Origin of the sequence: Providencia sp. PROV061 (assembly GCF_011045655.1) — a bacterium.
Taxonomy (GTDB): domain Bacteria; phylum Pseudomonadota; class Gammaproteobacteria; order Enterobacterales; family Enterobacteriaceae; genus Providencia; species Providencia hangzhouensis.
This window is the reverse complement of sequence record NZ_CP042861.1, coordinates 4265528-4290745: the sequence shown is the minus strand read 5'-3', so window position 1 is coordinate 4290745 and position 25218 is coordinate 4265528. Positions and strand designations below refer to the sequence as shown.

Here is a 25218-nt window from a genome sequence, read left to right as displayed (position 1 = left end):
TGCTCAATCCCGTAAGAGTGTTTCTTTACGGCCGAAATGAGCAGGTGTGCAGTGATAAAGGTCATAGCATTAGGCTATGCACCGCAACTGAATAGGTAACTCAAATGTATGTAGCTCTTTTGATTATTTTCTTGCTAGCGGCTATCGGGCTTATTGGTCTGATTATGTTACAGCAAGGTAAAGGTGCTGACATGGGAGCTTCATTCGGTGCGGGCGCTTCTGCAACACTGTTTGGTTCATCGGGCTCAGGTAACTTCATGACCCGTATGACTGGAATCTTGGCTGCTGTGTTTTTCATCATCAGTTTAATACTTGGCAACATGACTGCCAACAAGTACGGAACTGGTAGTGGTAGTAAGTGGGAAAACATTAGTGAACCTACAAAAGTCGAGCAACCAACAGACGTTCCGGCAGCACCAGCTACACCAACGAGCGATATCCCTCGTTAAGTGTGAAAGATTCCGAATGAAGGCAACTAATGCCATCATTAAGTAGTAAGCTCAGCGATGAGTAAGAAGTTAAAATTTGAGGTTATTGATTAAATATTGATAACCTCGCCTCAGTGCCGAGGTGGTGAAATTGGTATACACGCTACCTTGAGGTGGTAGTGCCTACAAAACGGGCGTACGGGTTCAAGTCCCGTCCTCGGCACCATTATTTAAGATGCTTGTGATTTACAGGTTATCTGTGTAGAATATGACACGCTTTCGAACGCGGGATGGAGCAGCTTGGTAGCTCGTCGGGCTCATAACCCGAAGGTCGTCGGTTCAAATCCGGCTCCCGCAACCATTTCTTATTCAACATACCTTGTCAGTATCGTGGTCTATAGTAGTTATCCGGTGTAGTAATCAAGTGCAGTTATCTAACAGCTCTCAAAATTTCTCATCGATTTCTCTAGATTTTACAGGTATAATAAGAATATGGTGAACCCGTGCACTACAGGGTCCAGTTGCATAAAGCCCCGAATTTCGGGGTTTTTTGTTATTTGACAATCGAATTAACTGGGCTTTTATAGCCCTTTTTTTATGTCTGGGGGTGGGCTTGTCCACATTAGAACAGAAATTAACAGAGATGATCTCAGCACCTGTGGAGGCGCTAGGCTTTGAATTTGTAGGCTTAGAGTTTGTCCGTGGCCGTACATCAACACTGCGTGTCTTCATTGATAGTGAAGAAGGCATCACTGTTGATGATTGTGCTGATGTCAGCCATCAGGTCAGTGCAGTATTGGACGTTGAAGATCCAATCTCTGTCATTTATAACCTGGAAATATCGTCACCAGGGCTTGAACGTCCATTATTCACCATTGCGCATTATGAGCGTTTTATGGGGGAAGAGGTGGCATTGACTTTGCGTATAGCAATGCAGAACCGCCGTAAGTGGCAAGGAATTATTAAGGCCATAGACGGTGAAATGATTACGGTTACTGTAGATGGTAAGGATGAGGTGTTCGCCCTCGGCAACATCCAGAAAGCTAACTTGGTACCCCACTTTTAATAAAGTTCAATGAGGCAACTAGGATGAATAAAGAAATTCTGGCTGTTGTAGAAGCGGTTTCTAACGAAAAATCCCTCCCTCGTGAAAAAATCTTCGAGGCTCTGGAAACTGCATTAGCGACGGCGACTAAAAAGAAATACGAGCAAGAAATTGATGTTCGTGTGGAAATTGACCGTAAATCAGGTGATTTCGACACGTTCCGTCGTTGGTTAATTGTGGAAGAAGTTACAATGCCAACGCGTGAAATTACGTTGGAAGCGGCTCAGTATGAAGACCCAGCGCTCCAGCTTGGAGAGTACGTCGAAGATCAAATTGAATCTGTTGTATTCGACCGTATTACTACCCAAACAGCTAAACAAGTTATCGTACAGAAAGTGCGCGAAGCAGAACGTGCGATGGTTGTTGACCAATTCCGTGAGCAACAAGGTGAAATTATCACTGCTCAGGTGAAAAAAGTTAATCGTGAAAATATCACGTTAGACTTAGGCAATAACGCGGAAGCCGTTATTCTGCGTGAAGATATGTTGCCACGTGAAAACTTCCGTCCAGGTGACCGTATCCGCGGAGTCCTGTATGATGTTCGTCCTGAAGCACGCGGCGCGCAACTTTTTGTTACGCGTTCTCGCCCTGAAATGCTGATTGAATTATTCCGCATTGAAGTGCCAGAAATCGGCGAAGAAATTATTGAAATTAAAGCTGCTGCTCGTGACCCAGGCTCTCGTGCAAAAATCGCAGTTAAAACTAATGACAAGCGTATCGACCCAGTTGGTGCTTGTGTTGGTATGCGTGGTGCACGTGTTCAAGCCGTTTCTAGTGAATTAGGCGGCGAAAGAATTGATATTGTGTTATGGGATGATAACCCAGCTCAATTCGTTATTAATGCAATGGCTCCGGCTGATGTTGCATCTATCGTAGTCGATGAAGACAAATGTACGATGGATGTTGCCGTAGAAAGTAGTAATTTGGCACAAGCCATTGGACGTAACGGTCAAAACGTTCGTCTGGCAGCTCAGTTACTGAAAAAACACCGTGGTGATGACAAATGGGAATTAAATGTCATGACCGCAGAAGAGCTTAATGCAAAACATCAGGCAGAAGCACATGCTTCTATTGATACATTCACCAAGCATCTTGATATTGATGAAGAGTTTGCCACTGCACTTGTTGAAGAAGGCTTCTCGACGTTAGAAGAACTGGCTTACGTGCCTATTAATGAACTTCTGGAAATTGATGGTCTTGACGAAGAGACTGTTGAAGTTCTACGTGAAAGAGCGAAAGCGGCCCTCACCACAATAGAATTGGCTCAAAAAGAGAGCCTAGGTGATAATCAGCCAGCAGAAGATTTATTGAATCTTGAAGGTATGGATCGTACTCTTGCCTATAATTTGGCTACTCGTGGAATCTGTACACTGGAAGATCTTGCTGAGCAGGGCATCGACGACCTGATTGATATTGAAGGTCTGGATGATGAGAAAGCAGGTACGCTCATCATGGCCGCACGTAATATTTGCTGGTTCGGTAACGATGCGTAAACACTGTAGCAGGAAGGAACGGCATGACAGAAACTGTAAAAACATTGGCAACGGAAATTCAAACCACAGTTGATCGCCTGGTACAGCAATTTGCTGAAGCAGGGATCAAAAAAGGTGAGAATGACTCTGTTAGCCAGTCAGAAAAAGAAGCTTTACTGAGCCATTTAAACCGTGAACAAGGCGGGGTAGCGGGTCAGCCAAGCAAATTGACACTACAGCGCAAAACTCGTAGTACGCTGAGTGTCCCCGTCACCGGTGGCAAAAGCAAATCGGTAAATGTCGAAGTCCGCAAAAAACGCACTTATGTGAACCGTGATGCTGAAGAAGCAAAAGCGGAAGAGCAGGCGCAGCGTGAAGCGGAAGAGCAGGCACAGCGCGAAGCTGAAGAACTGGCACAACGTCAAGCAGAAGCAAAACGATTAGCAGAAGAAACAGCTAAACGTGAAGCGGAAGAAAAGGCAAAACGTGAAGCCGAAGAGAAAGCAAAACGTGAAGCAGCAGATAAAGCTACGCGCGAAGCAGCGGAAAGAGAAAAAGTGAAACCAAGCGAAAATCAACAAAAACCAGGCAAAGCTGTAGAAAGTAATGCCGACAAACAACGCCGTGAAGCTGAAGCTGCGGAGCTAAAACGTAAAGCTGAAGAAGAAACTCAGCGCAAAGTTGAAGCAGAAGCACGTCGCGTAGCTGAAGAAGCACGCAAAATGGCAGAAGAAAACGGTGAAAAGTGGACTGCTGAAACGAAAACTGAAGAAGACAGCGATTATCACACAACAACTTCAACGCACGCTCGTGCAGCTGAAGATGAAAGTGATGAGAAAGAAGAAGGCCGTCGTTCACGTAATCGTACTGCAAAAGCACCTCGCCAGAAGAAAGGTAATAAACTTTCTGAAAAAGCAGATCGCGAAGAAGAACGTGCCGCAGGCCGTTCGGGTCGCAGCAAAGGTAAGCAACGTAAAGGTAGTTCTTTACAACAAAGCTTTACTAAACCAGCAGTTGCGGTTAACCGTGATGTTGTGATTGGTGAAACAATCACTGTTGGTGAACTTGCTAATAAAATGGCAGTAAAAGGTTCTCAAGTCATCAAAACGATGATGAAGATGGGCGCAATGGCGACTATCAACCAAGTGATTGACCAAGAAACTGCACAGTTAGTTGCAGAAGAAATGGGTCACAAAGTTATTCTGCGTCGTGAAAACGAATTAGAAGAAGCGGTAATGAATGACCGTGATACAGGTTCTGCACTTCAAGAGCCACGTGCGCCAGTTGTGACCATTATGGGTCACGTTGACCATGGTAAAACCTCTCTACTTGACTACATTCGCTCAACGAAAGTGGCATCAGGTGAAGCGGGTGGTATTACTCAGCACATTGGTGCTTACCACGTACAAACTGATAAGGGTATGATTACCTTCTTAGATACCCCAGGTCACGCCGCGTTTACTTCAATGCGTGCTCGTGGTGCTCAGGCAACGGATATCGTTGTTCTGGTTGTTGCTGCAGACGATGGTGTTATGCCACAAACAATTGAAGCTATTCAGCATGCGAAAGCAGCGGGTGTACCAATTGTTGTTGCAGTAAACAAAATTGATAAACCAGAAGCTGATCCAGACCGCGTTAGAAATGAACTGTCTCAGTACGGTGTTATTTCTGAAGACTGGGGTGGTGATACTCAGTTCATCAGTGTTTCTGCTAAGAAAGGTACCGGTATTGACGAGTTGCTCGATGCTATCTTGCTGCAAGCTGAAGTTTTAGAACTGAAAGCGGTATATGCAGGCATGGCAAGCGGTGTCGTTGTTGAGTCGTACTTAGACAAAGGTCGTGGCCCAGTTGCAACAATCTTAGTTCAAGAAGGTACACTGAACAAAGGCGATATCGTCCTGTGTGGTTTCGAATATGGCCGTATTCGTGCAATGCGTAACGAATTAGGTAAAGAAGTTCAGTCTGCAGGCCCTTCAATGCCTGTTGAGATCTTAGGCTTATCTAACGTACCTTCAGCGGGTGATGAAGCTACCGTTGTACGTGACGAGAAAAAAGCACGTGAAGTTGCCTTGTATCGTCAAGGTAAATTCCGTGATGTTAAATTAGCTCGCCAGCAGAAATCTAAACTGGAAAACATGTTTGCTAACATGGAAGAAGGTAAAGTGTCTGAGCTGAACATCGTTCTGAAAACCGACGTACAAGGTACTTGTGAAGCAATTACCGACTCTCTAATGAAGCTGTCGACTGATGAAGTTAAAATTAAAATCATCGGTTCTGGTGTAGGTGGTATCACTGAAACTGACGCAACATTAGCTGCGGCATCGAATGCTATCATCTTAGGCTTCAACGTACGTGCAGATGCTTCTGCTCGTCGCGTGATTGAAAGTGAAAGTGTTGACTTACGCTACTACTCTGTTATCTATAGCTTAATTGATGAAATTAAACAAGCTATGAGCGGTATGTTAGCGCCTGAGTACAAACAGCAAATTATTGGACTTGCAGAAGTTCGCGATGTATTTAAATCACCGAAATTCGGCGCGGTTGCTGGTTGTATGGTCACTGAAGGCACCATCAAACGTAATAACCCAATCCGCGTATTACGTGATAACGTGGTTATTTATGAAGGTGAGCTAGAGTCACTACGTCGCTTTAAAGATGACGTCAATGAAGTTCGTAACGGTATGGAATGTGGTATCGGCGTTAAGAACTACAACGATGTTCGTGTAGGCGATATGATTGAAGTTTTCGAAATTATTGAAGTTAAACGTTCTATTGACGGTTAATTTTGTGAGTACCCACGAAATGTCGTGGTGAGAAAACAGTATGAATGAGGGGGCGCTTGCCCCCTTTATTGTCAGGAGATATAACGATGGCAAAAGAATTCAGTCGTGCACAACGCGTTGCGCAAGAGATGCAAAAAGAAATTGCGATCATCTTACAACGTGAGATCAAAGACCCACGTATTGGTATGGCTACCGTTTCAGGTGTCGAGTTATCTCGCGATCTCGCATACGGTAAAGTCTTTGTGACCTTCTTCAATATCGCTAACGATAAAAGCGAAGAAGAAATGGTTGCAGATGGCATTAAAGCATTAAATGAAGCATCAGGCTTTATACGTTCATTAATTGGAAAAGCAATGCGTTTGCGTATTATTCCTGAGTTAACATTTGAATATGACAACTCTCTTGTTGACGGTATGCGGATGTCTAATTTAGTGTCAAATGTGATCCGCGATGATGAAAAACGTCGTGCGGATGTTAGTGATAAAGAGGAAAAATAATGGGGCGTCGTCGTAGCGGCCGTAATATTGACGGCGTAGTGCTGCTGGATAAACCCACGGACATTTCTTCAAATGATGCGCTGCAAAAAGTGCGGCGCTTTTTTAATGCCAATAAAGCTGGGCACACGGGGGCACTTGACCCTCTCGCAACAGGTATGTTGCCTGTTTGTCTCGGCGAAGCGACGAAATTTTCCCAGTTTTTACTCGATTCAGATAAACGTTATCGCGTGATTGCACGTCTTGGGCAACGTACTGATACGTCAGATTCACATGGCGAAATTATTAGTGAGCGTAACGTAGAGTTTACACAGCAGCAACTAGATGATGCTTTAGAATTTTTCCGCGGTGATACATTACAAGTTCCTTCAATGTATTCAGCGTTGAAACACCAAGGTCGTCCGTTGTATGAATATGCGCGTAAAGGGATTACAGTTGAGCGTGAAGCTCGCCCAATTACAGTGTATGAATTGCAGTTTATTCGTTTAGAAAATAATGAATTAGAACTGGAGATACACTGTTCTAAAGGAACCTATATTCGTACAATTATCGATGATTTAGGTGAGATGTTAGGCTGTGGTGCGCATGTGATTTACCTGCGTCGAGTGCAAGTGGCTAATTACCCTTATGAGCGAATGGTAACATTAGAACAATTAGCTGCTTTACGGGCAAAAGTAGATGCGGGTGAAGGCTCTTTTGAGTCATTGCTCGACTCTCTATTGTTGCCAATGGATACGGCAGTCGTTCATTTTCCAGCTGTAAATATTACAGAAGAAACAGCGGCTTATTTTAAGCAGGGTCAACCTGTGCGAGCCGCAGTCCAAGGCCTTGAAGAAGGTTGTATGGTCCGAGTCACTTGTGGCGCAGAGCAGCGGTTTATCGGTATTGCTCTGGTGAGTGAAGATGGCCGTATAGCACCGAAGCGTTTGGTTGTGGAAAATGAACAGTCCGTGTAGTGGCGCTTATTGCTTTGCTGCCTTAAGCAGCGTAGAATAGCGGCGCTTAATCTTGAGATGCTAAATTAGAGATTGGCTCTCATCACTTACATTAATCATTTTGGAGTTTATTATGTCTCTAAGTAATGAAGCGAAAGCTAAAATCGTTGCTGAGTTCGGCCGCGGTGAAAATGACACTGGTTCAAGCGAAGTTCAAATCGCTCTGCTGACAGCACAAATCAACCACCTGCAAAGTCACTTTGCAGAGCACAAAAAAGATCACCACAGCCGTCGTGGTCTGCTGCGTATGGTTGCTCAGCGTCGTCGCTTACAAGCTTACTTGAAAGGTAAAGATATCGCGCGTTACACTGCTCTTATCGAGCGTTTAGGTCTGCGCCGCTAATCTTACTCTAGATAATTTGAGTTGCAGCTAGGCGACAAATGAGTGAGTTACTAGGTACATACATGAGTATGTGGCTAGTACGAGTGAATGTAGTCAACAACGTTGCAACTTGAAGTATGACGAGTAGAGTCAGTTTCAGAGAAAAGGGGCCAGAGGCCCCTTTTCTTCTAAAAGTTATTTTGAAAGTTGAAGTAATACTCGAATTATACTTAACTTAAATGCTAAGCTATAAATCGTAGTGAGTTGTTTTTATTAATGCCTCTTCGCTACATCCGATTCGCGCGGCTAATGAGAGAATTGATCACTAGAACATCAGTATTCTCATTAGTCGCGAGGCTGTAGTAGGAAGAGTAAACCAATGCTCCCTGAGAATCTCAGGTAGCCTTACAAAAAGGGTAATATAGTGTTAAATCCTATTGTTCGTAAATTCCAATACGGTCAACATACTGTTTCGATTGAAACCGGTATGATCGCACGCCAAGCATCTGCTGCTGTTATGGTTAACATGGATGACACTGCAGTATTCGTGACTGCAGTTGCACAGAAAAAAGTGAAAGAAGGTCAAGATTTCTTCCCTTTAACTGTTAACTATCAAGAACGTACATATGCAGCGGGCCGCATCCCTGGAAGTTTCTTCCGTCGTGAAGGTCGTCCTGGTGAAGGCGAAACGTTAATCGCACGTCTGATTGACCGTCCTCTACGCCCTCTGTTCCCAGAAGGTTTTTATAACGAAATTCAAATCATTGCGACCGTTGTATCTGTTAACCCACAAGTTAACCCAGATATCGTTGCGATGATTGGTGCATCAGCGGTATTAGCACTGTCAGGTGTTCCATTCAATGGCCCAATCGGTGCTGCACGTGTTGGTTTTATCAATGACCAATATGTTCTGAACCCTACAGCAGACGAACTGAAAAACAGCCGTTTGGATTTAGTGGTTGCAGGTACTGATAACGCGGTATTAATGGTTGAATCTGAAGCTGATTTGTTGAGCGAAGAGCAAATGTTAGGTGCAGTGGTATTTGGCCACGATCAACAACAAGTTGTTATTCAGAATATCAATGAATTAGTGAAAGAAGCTGGGAAAGAGAAATGGGATTGGCAGCCAGAGCCAGTTAACCAAGCTCTTCATGACCGTGTTGCACAATTAGCTGAAAGCCGTATGGGCGATGCTTACCGCATCACTGAGAAACAAGAGCGCTACGCGCAGGTTGACTTAATCAAAGAAGAAGTCACTGCAGTATTAGTTGCTGAAGACGAAAACGTTGATGTTTCTGAAGTTGCAGATATTTTAGCAAGCTTAGAAAAACAAGTTGTTCGTAGCCGTGTTATCCGTGGTGAGCCACGTATCGATGGCCGCGAAAAAGATATGGTTCGTGCACTGGACGTTCGTACGGGGGTTCTGCCACGTACTCACGGTTCTGCGTTGTTTACTCGTGGTGAAACTCAAGCACTGGTAACTGCAACTTTAGGTACAGAGCGTGATGCACAGGTTATCGACCAATTAATGGGCGAATATACTGACCGTTTCTTATTCCATTACAACTTCCCTCCATACTCTGTCGGTGAAACTGGCATGGTGGGTTCACCAAAACGTCGTGAAATCGGTCACGGCCGTTTAGCGAAACGCGGTGTGTTAGCTGTGATGCCTGACCACGCAGATTTCCCATACACTGTACGTGTTGTGTCTGAAATCACTGAATCCAATGGTTCATCATCAATGGCATCAGTTTGCGGTGCGTCATTAGCACTGATGGATGCTGGTGTGCCAATTAAAGCCGCTGTTGCAGGTATTGCAATGGGTCTGGTAAAAGAAGGCGAAGATTTCGTTGTTCTGTCTGATATCTTAGGTGACGAAGATCACTTAGGTGATATGGACTTTAAAGTGGCTGGTAGCCGTGAGGGTATCAGTGCACTGCAAATGGACATCAAAATTGAAGGGATCACGCGTGAAATTATGCAAGTTGCCTTAAACCAAGCAAAAGGTGCGCGTTTGCACATTCTTGGTACGATGGAACAAGCAATCAATGGCCCACGTGAAGAAATCTCTGAATTTGCTCCACGTATTTACACTATCCGCATCAATCCAGACAAAATCAAAGATGTCATCGGTAAAGGTGGTTCTGTGATCCGTGCGTTAACGGAAGAAACGGGCACGACTATCGAGATCGAAGATGACGGTACTGTGAAAATTGCAGCAACTGATGGTATTAAAGCGAAAGAAGCAATTCGTCGTATTGAAGATATCACAGCAGAAGTTGAAGTTGGCCGCATTTATCCAGGTAAAGTAACCCGTATTGTCGACTTTGGTGCATTTGTTGCGATTGGCGGCGGTAAAGAAGGTCTGGTTCATATTTCTCAAATCGCGGACAAACGTGTTGAGAAAGTGACTGATTACCTACAAATGGGTCAAGAAGTTCCTGTTAAGGTATTGGAAATCGACCGTCAGGGCCGTATCCGTCTTAGCATGAAAGAAGCGGTAGCAACTGAAGAAGCAAGTGCACAACCGCAGGACTCAGCAGAGTAAGCTGACTTAACAGCGCTCTATTAAGTTAGGGCGCTATCAGCCTAAATTTGCTGAAACCATCATTTGTAAAGCGTGGTAATGTAAGGGCGGAGTATGTTGAACAGTATCTGTCTTCGGGTGAGAGATTATCGCACGTTACCGCGTGTGCTCTTGACGCTTATCTTTTTTGTTATTATTGGATGTAGTAGCAAAGATTGGCGAAAGAACGAGGTATTTGCCGTTCCACTTCAACCTTCATTGCAACAAGAAGTGATACTGGCTCGTATGGAACAAATCCTTGCGAGTCGGTCTTTAACCGATGATGAATACGCACAGCTTTTATATGAGCGCGGTGTGTTGTATGATAGTCTCGGTTTAAGGGCGCTGGCACGTAATGATTTTTCAACTGCGTTAGCCATTCGTCCTGATATTCCTGAAGTTTTTAATTTTTTAGGGATATATTTTACGCAGGCAGGCAATTATGATGCTGCCTATGAAGCGTTTGATTCTGTTTTAGAGCTTGATCCAACTTACAATTTCGCGCGAATGAATCGTGGCATCGCATTATATTACGGTGAACGGTACAAACTAGCGCAGGATGATCTGCTGGCGTATTATCAGATAGATCCAAATGATCCTTTTCGTACTCTGTGGCTTTACCTCGTAGAGAAAGACATAGACCCGCGTATGGCGCAAGATAATCTTGCTGCCCGCTACAACCAAGCGGAGAAAGGGCAATGGGGCTGGAATATCGTAGAATTCTATCTTGGCAATATCAATGAAAATACATTGATGGAGCGTTTGAAAGAAACATCTACGGATAACACTTCGCTCGCTGAGCATCTCAGTGAAACTAACTTCTATTTAGGTAAGCATTACCTAAGTCTGGGGGATAAGGATAGCGCAGTTGCGTTATTCAAACTGACGGTAGCTAACAACGCTCACAGCTTTGTTGAACACCGCTATGCATTGTTGGAATTGGCGCTGTTAGGCCAAGAACAAGACGACCTTTTAGAATCGGGCCAGCAATAGCTGACGAACATTTCATGATAAATTTTTAAGTCATCATCCCTCGGGGTGACGGCCTATTTGTTCGTTTAATAAACACAATTTGAGCCAGTTCACATTTTAAATGAAAATGACCGAAATGATTTTCGCATGGTTATGTAAACTGGCTGCCATTATGTATGAGGCACCTTTACATGACTACTGAGACCGATATTTCTTTTGCTGAGTTAGGTTTATCAGCATCTATTTTGACAGCACTAAATGACCTGGGATATGAAAAACCATCACCAATCCAACAGCAATGTATTCCATTGTTAATGGATGGCAACGATGTATTAGGTATGGCACAAACAGGTAGCGGTAAAACTGCTGCATTTAGTTTGCCATTACTGCATAACATCGACCCAGATTTAAAAGCTCCGCAAATTTTAGTACTTGCTCCAACTCGTGAGTTGGCTGTTCAGGTAGCGGAAGCAATGAGTGATTTCTCTAAACATATGAACCGCGTTAACGTTGTTGCCCTGTATGGTGGTCAACGTTATGACGTACAATTACGTGCACTGCGCCAAGGACCACAAATTGTTGTGGGTACACCAGGCCGCCTTCTTGATCACTTAAAACGTGGCACGTTAGATCTTTCTAAATTAAAAGGCTTAGTCTTAGACGAAGCTGATGAAATGCTGCGTATGGGCTTCATTGAAGATGTTGAAAACATCATGAGCCAAATTCCAGCTGAGCACCAAACTGCGCTGTTCTCTGCAACAATGCCTGAGCCAATTCGTCGTATTACACGTCGTTTTATGAAAGACCCGAAAGAAATTCGTATTCAGGCTAGCATTACAACCCGTCCAGACATTGCTCAGAGTTATTGGACAGTGTACGGTATGCGTAAAAATGAAGCGTTAGTGCGTTTCTTAGAAGCAGAAGACTTTGATGCAGCAATTATTTTCGTGCGTACCAAAAATGCAACATTAGAAGTGGCTGAAGCGTTAGAACGCAATGGCTACAACAGTGCTGCACTAAATGGTGACATGAACCAAGCACTGCGTGAGCAAACTTTAGAGCGCTTAAAAGATGGTCGTTTAGATATCTTGATCGCAACTGACGTTGCAGCGCGTGGTTTGGACGTTGAGCGTATTAGTTTAGTTGTTAACTATGACATCCCAATGGATGCCGAGTCTTACGTTCACCGTATTGGCCGTACAGGCCGTGCGGGTCGTGCGGGCCGTGCGTTACTGTTTGTTGAGAACCGTGAACGCCGTCTGCTACGTAACGTTGAACGTACGATGAAACTGACTATTCCTGAAGTTGAATTACCAGATGCAGATCTGCTGAGCCAACGTCGTCAGGCGAAATTTGCTGAGAAAATTCAACAGCAATTAGAAAGCAGCGATTTAGACCAATATCGTTCACTGTTAGCAAAAATGTCTCCATCAGAAGATGTAGATATGGAAACTTTAGCCGCAGCATTACTGAAAATGGCACAAGGTGAACGTGCTCTGATCCTGCCACCAGATGCGCCACGTCGTCCACGTCGTGAATTTAATGATCGCGATGATCGCCGTGGTGATCGCCGCAACAGCAACGGCAATGGTTTTGACCGTGCAGAACGTGGTGAGCGTGGCGGACGTCGTGAGCGTCGTGATGTCGGTGATATGGAAATGTACCGTATTGAAGTTGGCCGTGATGATGGTGTGGAAGTTCGTCACATTGTTGGTGCGATTGCTAACGAAGCGGATATCAGCAGCCGTTATATCGGTAATATCAAATTGTACGGAACGCACTCGACAATTGAATTACCAAAAGGTATGCCAACTGACGTGTTAACGCATTTAAGTCGCGCACGCATTTTGAATAAGCCAACTCAAATGCAGCTGATCGGTGATGCACAACCGTTCGAACGTCGCGGTGGTGGTGAGCGTCGTGGTGGTGGTCGTCGTGATGGCGGCAGCGAAGGTGGCTTCGGTGCAGGTCGTCGTAATGACCGTGGCGGTGAGCGCGGTGGCGAACGTCGTGGCGGTGGTGAACGCCGTGGTGGTGGTAACCGTGATCGTGGTAACTCTGCTCCACGTCAAGATGGTACTAATGCAGCACCTCGTCGTCGTAGCAGCAGCCATAACGCGTAATTGCTAGGTTTTAGGGAAGTTATTCCCTAATAAAATGAAAACCCGCACTTCTTGGAAATGCGGGTTTTTTGCTAGCCATTTTTACCTAAGTATGTAGTAGCGATAAAGCGTTTTTTCTAAATCTTGTGCTGTACTGATAAAAAGTAGGATAACAACGTTATTTGTTTGCATATCAAATTCATATAAACAACGATATTGGCTAGTTATATCGATTCGCTCCCGAATTAGTAGACCATTATCGGCTAACATTTGATTTGGGCGATAACGCTTTGGATCTTCTGATATTGCTCTAACGGATGATAAAAGTAGCTCATCAACAAACGCGGCTGCTTGAACACTGCTCATAAAATTGATTTTAAACGATTCTACATCCTGTAGTGACCATAATGCAGTTTCTGCGAGGGTGACCGTATAGGGTTGTTCCATCACAATTTCCTTTCATTATTTTCTTGCTGCACGTAATTTTTCTAGCGCTTCTTCTGGTGATAAGATTCTCTTATTTTTAACATCATCTTTTGCTGCCATCACCAATTTTAGCAGTGCATTTGCTTGGCGCTCTCTTTCCCTTTCTTTTAGCTCTATTTCACGTTCTTCACTTGTTTGGATAAACAGCTCAGATTGCCCATTTTTTGTTACAAAAACGCCGCCCTTAAAGAGCTCAGGGTTACCAAGGCCTTCACGTGCTGCTTTTTGCGACATTGTATTAGACATATTTTGTTCCTATAAATAGTGAACACACAACCCAGAATAACGTATTGTGTATTTTTTGAACTTATATTTCTGATTATAGAAAAAATCAGTTAGATGTACAAATTTATTATTAATTTATACACCAAGTTTGTGCGTAGGAAGTTGAAGCGCGACTCAAACTAACCCCAATGCCTCTTTTAGTGGCTTGAGATAACGGCGGCTGACAGGTATATGTTCACCGGAACTGAGTACCAACTCGGCTTGTCCACCGTCGCCAAACAGAATTTCATTTAACTGAGTCATGTTAACCAAATATTGGCGATGGCAGCGCACTAAAGGTGTACGAGTTTCTAATGTGCGTAATGTGAGCTCAGTAAAGCCTTCTTGCCCTTGTGTGCTCATTACATACACGCCACTCATACGTGAGGTGGCATATAGCACTTCATCAAGCTTCATCAAATAGATGCGGCTATGGCCAGTACAAGGGATAAATTTGAGCGGCTCATTGTTGCTGAGCAGTTCAAGGTTCTGTTTTTGCTTACCTTGACGTAGGCGGTTTAAGGTTTTTTTTAATCGCTCTGTTTCAAGGGGCTTTAACAAGTAATCAAATGCATGCTCTTCAAAAGCTTGGATGGCAAATTCATTAAAAGCGGTAAGAAAGACGATATAGGGGCGGTCTTCTGGATCTAACATACGTACCATTTCAAGGCCAGTTAGGCGCGGCATTTGAATATCAAGAAAAACCACATCAGGCTTTTTTTTGTGAATGACCCCAATCGCTTCAATCGCATTTGCGCATTCACCGATAATTTCAATATCATCGTGTTCTTCAAGTAGGCAACGCACATTTTCCCGTGCAAGAGGTTCGTCATCAACAATCAATACATTCATAGAGGTAATTTAATCATTATTATGTTGTAGCCAAATAAGGCAGGCGAATTTTCATTCGAGTGAATTTTTCTGGCTCATGTTCTACGCTGATACCATATTGTTCACCATATTTTAAACGTAAGCGTTTATCGACTAGCCCCATTCCTAAGCCATCGGACTTTTTAGTCGGCTTGTATAGCCCCGCGTTATCTTCTATTTCGATGTAGACATGTTCACTGCCGATATAACTACGTATTGTAATATATCCTGTTTCTAATAACTGTGAGGTGCCGTGTTTAATTGCATTTTCAACCAGTGGCTGCAGGGTAAATGCCGGAAGTTCAACCTGTTTGACTTCATCTGGGATCTCAATATGAATTTGTAAGCTTTCTTGAAAGCGGGCTTTTTCTATCTGCAAATAGGCGTTGATATGTTCAATTTCCTCACCAAGCGTGGCATTTTGTTCAGGTCGTTTTAAATTATTGCGGAAAAATGTCGAAATATATTGCACAAGCTGGCCTGCTTGCTGGCTATCTTTGCGGATCACGGCTTGCAGCGTATTGAGTACATTAAACAAAAAGTGGGGGTTCACTTGCGCATGAAGTAGTTTAACTTCGGATTGTAACAGTGATTGTTTATTGCGCTCATATTGGCCCGCGAGAATTTGCGCGGAAAATAAGCTGGCTATGCCTTCACCAAGGGTACGATTTATGGAGCTAAATAGGCTATTTTTCGCTTCATACAGTTTAATTGTACCAATGACTTTTTCGTTTTCCCCGCGTAATGGGATCACTAATGCAGAACCGAGTTTACAGGTGGGGCTTAATGAACACTTGTAAGGCGTTTCATTGCCATCGGCATATACAACTTCATTATTCTCAATAGCTTGCCTTGACTGACTCGACGAAATCGGTGTTCCCGGGCGATGGTGATCAGCGCCAATACCAATAAATGCGAGTATTTTTTCACGATCAGTGATGGCGACGGCGCCAATTTCTAGTTCTTGATAAATAATCTTGGCAACTTTCATACTGTTATCAGCATTAAAGCCTTTACGCAGAATTCCTTCAGTGGTTAAGGCGATTTTTAGCGCCTGAGCAGAGAATGCAGTTGTGTATTTTTCAACAATAGCGCGGCGGTCGAGTAAAATACGAATAAACATGGCTGCGCCAATCGTATTTGCGATGACCATAGGTGCAGCGATATTTTTAACAAGTTCGAGGGCTTCATCGAAAGGTTTTGCCAACAATAAAATAATTAGCATTTGTATGATTTCAGCAATAAAAGTGACACAGCTGGCAATCATAGGATTAAAAATTTTATTAATTTCGCCACGTTTCATAAAGTAACGATGAACTAACCCGCCAATCAACCCTTCAACAATCGTTGAAACCATACAGGCAAATGCACTCATACCACCCAATGAATAACGATGCAACCCACCAGTAAAACCAACGGCAAAGCCGACAGCGGGGCCGCCTAATAGGCCCCCAAGCACGGCACCAATGGCGCGAGTATTGGCAATAGAATCATTGATATGCAAACCAAAATAAGTACCGATAATGCAAAATACTGAGAAAATCAGGTAGCACATCACCTTGTGAGGTAAGCGAATAGTGACTTTAAGTAATGGGGTAACCAGCGGGGTACGACTGAGGACCCATGCGATCACTAAGTAGACGCACATTTGCTGGAGGAGGAGTAATATTAAGTCAAATTCGTACATGCTCGTCATATTTCACATTCTGGGGGTGTTGACTACGTTCAGCTCCTTGGGTCACATACTTGTGTATGCTCCCCAAGCTATCTTCTCTTGTCGCCTACCCATAATGCGAACTATTTAGAGCATGGCTCGTCATGTTTCACATTCTGGGGGGGGTGACTACGTTCAGCTCCTTGGGTCACATACTTGTGTATGCTCCCCAAGATACCTTTTCTTGTCGCCTACCCATAATGCGAACTATTTAGAGCATGGCTCGTCATGTTTCACATTCTGGGGGGGTTGACTACGTTCAGCTCCTTGGGTCACATACTTGTGTATGCTCCCCAAGATACCTTTTCTTGTCGCCTACCCATAATGCGAACTATTTAGAGCATGGCTCGTCATGTTTCACATTCTGGGGGTGTTGACTACGTTCAGCTCCTTGGGTCACATACTTGTGTATGCTCCCCAAGCTATCTTCTTTTGTCGCCTACCCACAATGTGAACTATTTAGAGCATGATACGTTGTGGGATTTTTATTTTGTGGCGGAATTATTTATTCTTGCTATCTATTCGTGGTCTTTATTCGGCTTGAAATTATATCGTAAGTCACTGGTTAAGTAATCGACATTTGAGAAAAGTACACTCATCAATATTTGACATAAGGCTGAAACCGCTTCAATATTAGTCAATGACCTACCTTTTCGTGATCTTGCGCACGAATTTATTAACGCTGTATTTAACTTTCTTGTCATACTCTAGGGATGGTAGTTTCCCCCGTTATTATTTAAGGTTCACATAAATAATGAAAAAAAGAACAATAGCACTGATTTTGCTGATGCTTATCTTAATAGCAGCAGCGGCACTTTTTCATTCCCATAACCAATACTTATTGTTACAGGGGGAAGTCGATGCACCTGAAGTTATCGTAACCTCGAAAGCAAAAGGGCGGGTGATTGAGCGCCATATTGAGCGTGGTGATGATGTAAAACAAGGGCAACTTCTCTTAACATTAGAAAGCCCTGAGCTACAGGCGCAGTATGCAGCATCAAAAGCGGCAAGAGACCAAGCAAAGGCGCAGCTAGAACTCTCTATTAATGGTACTCGCGAAGAAACTATTCGTGATCTTCAAGCCACCTTGGCACAAGCCAACTCTCAATATCAAAATGCCTCTCGTGAATATGCTCGTTTAAGTAATTTAAAAAACAAAGGGTATGTTTCAGCGAATGAGTTAGATAACGCACGTAAGGCCAAAGAAGTGGCATTTTCGCAAGTTCAAGGGGCAAAAGCACGGTTGGAAGAAGGCTTACATGGTGACCGTATTGAATTACGTCAGCAATATGAGGCGGCGCTTGACCAAGCAGAACAAAAATTAGCTGAATTGCAAGTTCAGGTGGATGATTTGCAAGTTAAAGCCCCGGTTGATGGGGAAGTAGGGCCTATCCCCGCTGAAATTGGCGAACTATTTAATGCAGGAAGCCCTTTGGTTTCATTAATACGCCTACCGCAAGCTTATTTTGTCTATAACTTGCGTGAAGATATTTTAGTTGATGTGAAAAAAGGCGATAAAGTACAGCTGGATATCCCAGCGTTGGGTAATAAGGTGGTTGAAGCTGAAATTCGTTATATTGCACCAAAAGGTGACTATGCTACTAAGCGAGCAACACGTGCAACGGGTGACTTCGATTTAAAAACATTTGAAATTCGCTTATATTCTGTAGAGCCGATCGAAGGGTTAAGGCCTGGCATGAGTGTGTTATGGCACTGGGATAAGTAAAAGGTGTTGCCATGAAATTTAAGTTCGCTTGGCACGGTTTTGAGCACGCCTTTAGCCGTGAAACCCAAATGGCTATTCGTAGCCCTGTTTTTCATTGGTTAAGTTGGCTGTTTCCATTAATGCTGTTTACGTTAGTTAGCGCTAACTTTTCAGAGGGGACATTAATGGATTTACCCGTTTCTGTGGTGGATGACAACCATAGCCCCGTGTCTCGGCAAATTATTCGTGACCTTAACGCAGGCCCGCACGCTGATGTAAAAACGATTGATGATAATTTGAGTACGTCATTAAAAAGACTCGGTAGTTCAAAAGATTACGCGTTATTGTATATTCCTCATAACTTTGAAGAAGATGTCTTACGGGGGCGTCAGCCTGAGCTGCGGATGTATTATAATGCGCTCTTTTATGCATCAGGTAGTTATGCGATTCAAGATTTTAGTGGGCTAGTGGCAGAGCTGAATGCGAAGTATCGCCAAGAAATGGCTAAGTCCATGGGAAAGGCATTGCCGCCATTAGCTCAAGTCACACTTTCTTATGACAGTTTGTTCAATCCGAGCGGTAGTTATATTTATTATCAACAGTTTGCTGCAACTATTCATATGCTACAGCTATTTGTTGTTACCGCAACAATCTACACCATGTCACGAGGTTCTACCTTACAAAGTGTTAAACCGTTTGTCATGGCGTTACTTGGGAAGTTAGCTCCTTACACCTTATTTTTCAGTATATTGCTCGCCGTAGAGATTGCGGCGCTAGTCACTATTTTTGATGCTAAAGTGGTAGGGAACCCGTTATATATGATTGTATTAGGGTTTTTCTATGTGATAGCAGCGCAAAGTATCGGTTTATTGCTGTTTAGTTTTACCTCAAGTGCCATCATGGCGTATAGCTTGATAGGGATGCTGGTGAGTATCGCCTTAGCCTTTTCGGGTATGGCTGTGCCTGAGCTATCAATGATATTGCCTGCACAGATTATTTCTAATATTGAACCACTTACACATACATTGAATGCTATGTTTGATATTTTCTTGCGGGAGATTTCTTTTACTCGCATCGTTCAAGTGTGTCTATTTTTATTGATTTACCCATTCGTGATTGGCTTTTTAATCCGTAAGCGACTAGTAAAACGGTTAGAAAACCAAGGAGGGGTTGTCTAATGGCTATCTATTTTGCAACCTTTCGTAAAGTGCTGCTGGGGATGTTGGAAAAACCGATGTGGCTGTTATTATTGGTTTCTCTATGCGTTATGAGCTTAGTTTATGCCAAGCCTGTTCTTTGGGACTTACCTGTTGCAGTTATTGATATGGACCACAGCACAGCAAGCCGTGAGTTAATCCGTGATCTTGATGCGACGCCGAAGGTGCAATTGCAGAGTTATGATAACCTTGCTCAAGCTCGTCAGGATATGATTGCGAGAAAGTTATTTGCGATAATTATCATTCCAACAGATTTTCAACAACACTTATTGAGTGGTAAAAATATCACTGTGCCAGTGTATGGTGATGGCACCAACCGGCTAGCAAGTGGGCAAATTCAGCAAGAGTTATCAAAAGCCTACCAAACACTGCTCAATGCCTATAACACCCAGTTACTCACTAAAGCAGGCTATAGCCAAGAACAAGCGAAAGTGATTATTACCCCTATTCGCAGTGAAACTGAGCCACTGTATAACCCAGGGATCAGCTTCGCAGCAATCGTTTTTCCTGGCTTGTTAGTGATGTTATTACAGCACTCCCTGTTGATTGCCTGTGTGCGAGTCAGTATCGCGGTTCGTTCTACGCCGAAAGGAAAACCGCCATTAGCCGTTTATTTAGGGGCGCTATCTGCTTTAATTCCGATTTGGTTATTTTTATCTACCGTATTTTTTGCCCTTTGGCCGTGGGTATTGGGTTACCGGCAAGAAGCGCCATTGTATGTGATTTGGATGTTCACGTTCCCATTCCTCTTGGCTGTTCTGGGGCTTGGCAAGTTAGTGACGGAATGTTTGCGCAGTGTCGAAATGATTTATTTAACTTTGGCATTTATTACGACCCCTGTGTTTTATATGTCAGGTACGATTTGGCCACTGCAAGCGATGCCTGATTGGGTACGTATGATAGCATCGGCTCTACCATCAACATGGGCCACAAACGCCATGGCAGGTCTTAACCAAATGGGACTACCGTTTAGCGATGTCCTGATGGATATCGTGATGATGCTGATTTTAGGGGTTATTTATACGGTCATTGGGGTATTTATTGGTATGCTCCGAGATGGCGAACTGCGTCATATTAGCCATATGTTTAACCGCTGGCGCAGGCATCGGCATTAATATTTAATCGTGTTTATGGTCTATTAGAAAAGGCGGCCTAAAGAAATAATGACTAATTAATCGACAAATGCTAAACTCAACCACAATGTAGTCACAATGTAGCTACGTTTGATATGTGTAGGGGGATGATATGTCAACACTATTGAAAACAACAGATGTTCGTAGTCGAATTGATGAACAATTAAAAGCGGAAGCCACGAGTGTATTACAAGATTGTGGTTTGACTATTAGCGCAGCTATTCGTTTGTTTTTAGAACAAGTAGTTCAAGAGCAAAGAGTTCCCTTTGAAATAAAACGTAAGCAACCTTCGCTGAAAACTACACTAGCGTTGAAAGAAGCTAAAGCTATTGAGCAGCACTACGATTCAATTAACGAAATGATGGTGGAGTTAAGCAAAGTTGACTCAGAAGCCAAGTAATAAGCGAGCTAAGCAACCAAGGCAGGTTGCTTATACACCAACGTTTAAGGAGTCATGGGAACGATATAACCGAGCGGGCCGTAGGGATATGAATGCGGCTGTTCTCGTTATGGAAATACTGTTTTCTCAAAAAATAATACCAAAAGAATATCTTGACCATGAATTAGAAGGTCATGAATGGCAAGGAGCTAGGGAGCTTCATATTGGTGGTGATTTCTTACTGGTTTATCGCTTGTCAGATAAAGGTAATTTAATCACTTTCGTTGATATTGGTTCGCACAGTGAATTATTTGGTTAAGGTAATGAGCTATAGTTCGAGCTCATTACCTATTGTATATCAAGGCACTAGCAACAACCCTGCAATTTGTCGCCAATAACCATTACAGTTTTGGTTTACGATATTCAGCGGAATATCCCCATTTTCATTGGCTTTAAACTGTTTGATTATCTCAAGGGATTCTATACTTTCAGGGGAAATGCGCACAATATCTACAAGATCATGCATTGAATGCAGGTCATTGCCAAGGTTATAGCAAGCACCACTGAGCGTTTGAATGCCATTTAATGTAAACACCTGTTGGTGTTCTTGGGAAAGCACCTTGCGCCCTTGTGGGTAGTTTATACAGCAAGTTTCACACTCGTCTTTTTGCTTATTTTCAGAGCGCGCAGTAAAACAGCGTGCGGAATAGGCAAGTGGTAAGTGACCGTAGCTCATCACTTCAACATCAAATTTGCCACGAATACCGATGTCATCACATTGGTGAAGTAAATTGACTAGCCAATCACGAGAAAGTTCTACAGGCATACACCAGCGCACCATGCCTTGGCGTAAGAGAATATTTAAGGTTTGTGCGTTATAGCAATTCAAACCGTGGCCCGCGACAAAAGGAAGTCCTCTCTCGGCTAACATGTTGACCACACCAAAATCATGGGCTTCAACGAGAAACTCGCCATTATCAACTAATTTGCTGATCTCTTTAAGTTCTGAAGGTGCTTGAAGGAGAGCAAGGGTGCTCAGCACAATCTGTTTACCACTTTTCGCGAGTTGTTGTGCGAGTTCTATCCAATCATTGGGCTTCATTTCTCGACGTTTACTGCACACAGTCTCACCGAGATAGATAATATCGGCGTCACTTTGAACGGCGTGTTGATAAAAATCTTCCAGCGTTTGCTTTGGCCAGTAATAAAGAATAGATCCTAACGAGTACTGCATGATATTTACCTTTTAAATTACTGCCATTTACGATGATAGGCACCCAATGTAGTTTGGCTTCCTTCAGAAAGCCCACCTAATGCTTTTAGCCATTTAGGGTCGGTGACAAAGTTATTCGGGTTGGATTTGTAGCGGTCGATGGCTTGGCGCCAAATACGGGTCACTTCAGTCACATAAGCAGGACTGCGCTGGCGGCCTTCAATTTTGACAGAGGCAATATTCGCTGCCATTAATTCAGGTAATAATTCAATGGTGTTGAGGCTGGTGGGCTCTTCAAGGACATGATATTTCTGTTCATCGACAAGATAACGTCCTTTACATAGTGTTGGGTAACCGGCATTTTCATCTTTTTGGTAACGGTCTATCAACACATTATTAAGGCGTGATTCCATTCCTTCCTCAGTTTGTTGCCAACGAACAAAACGGGCTGGAGAGCATGCTCCTACGGTATTTGGCGACTCACCCGTGAGATAAGAAGACAGATAGCAGCGGCCTTCAGCCATGATGCATAAACTACCAAAAGCAAATACTTCAAGCGGTACAGGGCTATTTTTGGCTAATTGTTTCACTTGGTGAATAGATAGCACGCGCGGCAGGACGACACGATGGACTTGAAAATTACGTTCATAGAAGCGTATGGCTTCAGTATTGGTCGCAGAGGCTTGAACAGAAACATGCCTTTCAATATGCGGGTATTTATTTGCCGCGTACTCTAACATTGCGATATCGGCTAAGATCAAGGCATCGGCACCGAGATCCGCGGCAAGATCGACAGAGTTTTGCCAACGTTCGTAACCGTTAGGGTGCGCAAATGTATTAATCGCAATATGTAATTTTCGTTTACGGTTATGGATATAGCGCTCAGCTTCGTGCAGTTTTTTTTCAGTAAAATTGAGTCCTGCGAAATGGCGCGCATTGGTATCATTTTTTAATCCAATATAAACGGCATCAGCACCGTTATCGACAGCCGCTTTTAACGCGGGCAAATTCCCTGCTGGGCAGAGTAATTCCATTGTCCTATCCCTGTATAAAATTTAATAGCTGCCATTCTAGTCAACAGAACTGTTATAGATTTTGATTTAGAGCAGAGAAATTGTTAATGGATATCAGTATTCGTTAATTAAGGTTGTTAGGGAAATAAGGGGACTGGTGGGTAATAAAGAAACTGTATCAAATAGTAGAGAATAAGTTTATTAAATAGGGAAAATAAATCATTTTTGACTAAATTTTGAACGTTAATTGGATAGTATCGGTAATTAGAGATAGTTTTTTATCAATGGGAAGTGAGAAATAAATATTGGCGGGATGGGCAAAAATTGATATAGGATCAAACCAATAATGTCATTTTTTGGCAAGATAACTTATCGTGAGTCAAATGTTAGGTTAATGACTTCAATAAGTGGGGTTATTAGCGTTGAAAATTTAATCATCTAAATATGCAATATGTTACCCTAAATAATTCGAGCTGCTACTGCGGTTAAGTAGTTACACGAAAACGGGCAGACAATTACTACGGGAGTCAGTACTGTGTTAGGTAAAATTCGTTCTCAACTCATCACAAAAGGCCCTTCATTTTTGAAACTGCCTTTAAAAGTGACCCCATTCGCATTACAGCGTCAGGTTCTCGAGCAGTTGCTAAGTTGGCAATTTCGCGAATCAGTAAAAGAAGGGGAACTTGATTTTCTCGAAGACAAATGGCTAAAAGTTGAAGTCCGTGACTTAGCGTTAGTCTGGTTTATCAGTTTGCAAGATGGTCAATTGTCTGTAAAACAGCATGCAGAGGCTGATGTTAGTGTGAGTGGTAATGCGAATGATCTAGTACTGATCGCCGCGCGCAAAGAAGACCCCGATACGCTCTTTTTCCAACGTAGATTGGTGATTGAAGGGGATACTGAGCTCGGACTTTATGTGAAGAATTTAATGGATGCTTTCGAACTCGAAAACATGCCAGCACCGCTGCGTTTTGCTCTATTACAATTAGCCGATGTGATTAAAACCGTGCATGAAGCTGAGGACGCAGAGCATAAATCGCCTGCGTTAACTTCATGCTAATTCGAGTTGAAATCCCTGTCGATGCAATGGGTATTGATAAATTATTGCGTGAAACATTTCCAACTGAAGCGGAAGCTAACCTTGTTCAACATTTGCGTGAGGATGGTTTGTTAACTCTCGGGGTTGTGGCAACAAATGATGATGGTGAAGTGATTGGCTATGTTGGCTTCACACCCGTTGATGTTAACGACGAAGACGTACAATGGGTAGGTCTTGCGCCATTAGCGGTAAGTAAAGCGCATCAAGGCCAAGGGATCGCAGAAAAACTGGTCTACGAAGGGTTAGATAGCCTTAATGAGTTTGGTTATGGTGCTGTCGTTGTACTGGGAGATGAACGCTACTATTCGCGTTTTGGTTTTGAACCGGCTTCAAGCCACGGCGTAAGCTGCCAATGGCCTGAACAACAGGCTCATTTTTTGGTTTGTGGCTTAGAAAATGGCGAAATCGGGGAACACCAAGGTTTGGTGACTTACTCTTCACACTTCAATAATTTATAGTTAGCTAAGTAGTCAGTTAAATCATCAGGCTGGTCAATGACCAGCCTTTCTTTTATCTTTTTATTCAGTTGCTTAACTTGATATTCTATTTTTGACGCGGCTGAGCGAGAACCAATAAAACAAGAAAATACCAGTTCTAGTGGCATTTTTCCTTTCAATGCTTTTGCCCCTGTTCCTGCCTTATGTTGCTCAAAACGACGTTGTACATCGGTGGTGATACCACAATACAAGGCGTTATTTTTCTCTCTTACTAAGTAAAGATACCAATCACTTTGTTTTGATTGTTTTTTTTCTAGGGTTGTTTTTATCATTCTGTGCTGATTTATAAGAAGAAAATATTAGGTTAACAACGAATATATTCGTTAAGTAAGATATTTATAACATATTAAAATTTAAATAAAAAATGATATAAAACTGTCACAAAGTTG

The 25218-nt window shown here is 43.1% G+C and carries 24 protein-coding genes and 2 tRNA genes; 19 read left to right on the top strand and 7 right to left on the bottom strand.

The window, feature by feature from the left end:
• Window positions 1–104 precede the first annotated feature (104 nt).
• From secG to FVA72_RS19765, 12 genes are all read left to right on the top strand, one after another.
• Complete coding sequence (gene secG, locus FVA72_RS19820; protein WP_004905902.1) at window positions 105–449, top strand: preprotein translocase subunit SecG; 345 nt, start codon at window positions 105–107, stop codon at window positions 447–449.
• A gap of 115 nt (window positions 450–564) precedes the next feature.
• Window positions 565–654, top strand: a tRNA-Leu gene (locus FVA72_RS19815).
• Between the two features lie 58 nt (window positions 655–712).
• Window positions 713–789, top strand: a tRNA-Met gene (locus tag FVA72_RS19810).
• Between the two features lie 252 nt (window positions 790–1041).
• Window positions 1042–1494: a ribosome maturation factor RimP gene (rimP, locus tag FVA72_RS19805; RefSeq protein WP_036958775.1), complete on the top strand. Its 453-nt coding sequence runs from the start codon at window positions 1042–1044 to the stop codon at window positions 1492–1494.
• Between the two features lie 23 nt (window positions 1495–1517).
• On the top strand, window positions 1518–3026 hold the full coding sequence (gene nusA / locus FVA72_RS19800; RefSeq protein WP_004905898.1) for a transcription termination factor NusA: 1509 nt from the start codon (window positions 1518–1520) through the stop codon (window positions 3024–3026).
• Window positions 3027–3049: 23 nt separating this feature from the next.
• Window positions 3050–5788: a translation initiation factor IF-2 gene (gene infB / locus FVA72_RS19795; protein ID WP_094961650.1), complete on the top strand. Its 2739-nt coding sequence runs from the start codon at window positions 3050–3052 to the stop codon at window positions 5786–5788.
• Between the two features lie 86 nt (window positions 5789–5874).
• Entirely contained in the window at window positions 5875–6285 is a 411-nt protein-coding gene (rbfA, locus tag FVA72_RS19790; RefSeq protein WP_004905894.1) for a 30S ribosome-binding factor RbfA, read from the top strand.
• A complete protein-coding gene (gene truB, locus FVA72_RS19785) occupies window positions 6285–7238 on the top strand; it encodes a tRNA pseudouridine(55) synthase TruB (protein WP_110591057.1) in 954 nt (317 codons plus the stop codon). Before rbfA ends, truB begins: the two co-directional genes overlap by 1 nt.
• A 112-nt stretch (window positions 7239–7350) precedes the next feature.
• Window positions 7351–7620, top strand: a complete 270-nt coding sequence (rpsO, locus tag FVA72_RS19780; protein ID WP_004905890.1) for a 30S ribosomal protein S15 — start codon at window positions 7351–7353, stop codon at window positions 7618–7620.
• Window positions 7621–8023: 403 nt separating this feature from the next.
• Window positions 8024–10147, top strand: coding sequence for a polyribonucleotide nucleotidyltransferase (gene pnp / locus FVA72_RS19775; protein WP_094961648.1), 2124 nt, complete (start codon window positions 8024–8026; stop codon window positions 10145–10147).
• A 93-nt stretch (window positions 10148–10240) separates the two neighbouring features.
• Window positions 10241–11158, top strand: coding sequence for a lipoprotein NlpI (gene nlpI, locus FVA72_RS19770; RefSeq protein ID WP_243154726.1), 918 nt, complete (start codon window positions 10241–10243; stop codon window positions 11156–11158).
• Window positions 11159–11328: 170 nt separating this feature from the next.
• On the top strand, window positions 11329–13260 hold the full coding sequence (locus tag FVA72_RS19765) for a DEAD/DEAH family ATP-dependent RNA helicase (protein WP_110591058.1): 1932 nt from the start codon (window positions 11329–11331) through the stop codon (window positions 13258–13260).
• A gap of 81 nt (window positions 13261–13341) precedes the next feature.
• Here the strand turns inward: FVA72_RS19765 and FVA72_RS19760 are convergent, their stop codons facing one another.
• The 4 genes from FVA72_RS19760 to FVA72_RS19745 form a co-directional block, all read right to left on the bottom strand.
• Complete coding sequence (locus FVA72_RS19760) at window positions 13342–13686, bottom strand: type II toxin-antitoxin system RelE/ParE family toxin (RefSeq protein ID WP_164456148.1); 345 nt, start codon at window positions 13684–13686, stop codon at window positions 13342–13344.
• Between the two features lie 15 nt (window positions 13687–13701).
• Window positions 13702–13971, bottom strand: a complete 270-nt coding sequence (locus FVA72_RS19755; RefSeq protein WP_110591059.1) for a hypothetical protein — start codon at window positions 13969–13971, stop codon at window positions 13702–13704.
• Between the two features lie 153 nt (window positions 13972–14124).
• Window positions 14125–14841, bottom strand: a complete 717-nt coding sequence (gene btsR, locus FVA72_RS19750; protein ID WP_004905884.1) for a two-component system response regulator BtsR — start codon at window positions 14839–14841, stop codon at window positions 14125–14127.
• 19 nt (window positions 14842–14860) lie between these two features.
• On the bottom strand, window positions 14861–16546 hold the full coding sequence (locus FVA72_RS19745) for a sensor histidine kinase (protein WP_094961673.1): 1686 nt from the start codon (window positions 16544–16546) through the stop codon (window positions 14861–14863).
• Window positions 16547–17327: 781 nt separating this feature from the next.
• Between FVA72_RS19745 and FVA72_RS19740 the strand changes: the two genes are divergently transcribed.
• From FVA72_RS19740 to FVA72_RS19720, 5 genes are all read left to right on the top strand, one after another.
• Window positions 17328–18299, top strand: a complete 972-nt coding sequence (locus tag FVA72_RS19740; protein WP_110591060.1) for an HlyD family secretion protein — start codon at window positions 17328–17330, stop codon at window positions 18297–18299.
• An 11-nt stretch (window positions 18300–18310) separates the two neighbouring features.
• A complete protein-coding gene (locus FVA72_RS19735) occupies window positions 18311–19456 on the top strand; it encodes an ABC transporter permease (RefSeq protein WP_004905879.1) in 1146 nt (381 codons plus the stop codon).
• Complete coding sequence (locus tag FVA72_RS19730) at window positions 19456–20610, top strand: ABC transporter permease (protein WP_004905877.1); 1155 nt, start codon at window positions 19456–19458, stop codon at window positions 20608–20610. Before FVA72_RS19735 ends, FVA72_RS19730 begins: the two co-directional genes overlap by 1 nt.
• A gap of 130 nt (window positions 20611–20740) precedes the next feature.
• Window positions 20741–21028 carry a type II toxin-antitoxin system RelB/DinJ family antitoxin gene (locus tag FVA72_RS19725; protein WP_004905876.1) on the top strand — a complete coding sequence of 96 codons (288 nt, stop codon included), beginning with the start codon at window positions 20741–20743 and terminating at the stop codon, window positions 21026–21028.
• A complete protein-coding gene (locus tag FVA72_RS19720; protein WP_110591061.1) occupies window positions 21009–21326 on the top strand; it encodes a type II toxin-antitoxin system YafQ family toxin in 318 nt (105 codons plus the stop codon). Before FVA72_RS19725 ends, FVA72_RS19720 begins: the two co-directional genes overlap by 20 nt.
• Before the next feature lie 39 nt (window positions 21327–21365).
• On the opposite strand, the gene FVA72_RS19715 is transcribed toward FVA72_RS19720, so the two are convergent.
• Together FVA72_RS19715 and ubiU are read right to left on the bottom strand one after the other, a co-directional pair.
• Complete coding sequence (locus tag FVA72_RS19715) at window positions 21366–22241, bottom strand: U32 family peptidase (RefSeq protein WP_096864325.1); 876 nt, start codon at window positions 22239–22241, stop codon at window positions 21366–21368.
• A gap of 17 nt (window positions 22242–22258) precedes the next feature.
• The gene (gene ubiU, locus FVA72_RS19710; protein WP_094961644.1) at window positions 22259–23254 is read right to left on the bottom strand and encodes a ubiquinone anaerobic biosynthesis protein UbiU; all 996 of its coding nucleotides are present in this window, start codon (window positions 23252–23254) and stop codon (window positions 22259–22261) included.
• A 514-nt stretch (window positions 23255–23768) separates the two neighbouring features.
• Here ubiU and ubiT point away from each other — a divergent pair.
• Window positions 23769–24293: a ubiquinone anaerobic biosynthesis accessory factor UbiT gene (ubiT, locus tag FVA72_RS19705; protein WP_004905868.1), complete on the top strand. Its 525-nt coding sequence runs from the start codon at window positions 23769–23771 to the stop codon at window positions 24291–24293.
• A complete protein-coding gene (locus FVA72_RS19700; protein ID WP_004905865.1) occupies window positions 24287–24790 on the top strand; it encodes a GNAT family N-acetyltransferase in 504 nt (167 codons plus the stop codon). Before ubiT ends, FVA72_RS19700 begins: the two co-directional genes overlap by 7 nt.
• On the opposite strand, the gene FVA72_RS19695 is transcribed toward FVA72_RS19700, so the two are convergent.
• Window positions 24763–25101, bottom strand: coding sequence for a GIY-YIG nuclease family protein (locus tag FVA72_RS19695; protein ID WP_004905864.1), 339 nt, complete (start codon window positions 25099–25101; stop codon window positions 24763–24765). The two genes, FVA72_RS19700 and FVA72_RS19695, sit on opposite strands and share 28 nt — an antisense overlap.
• Window positions 25102–25218 lie beyond the last annotated feature (117 nt).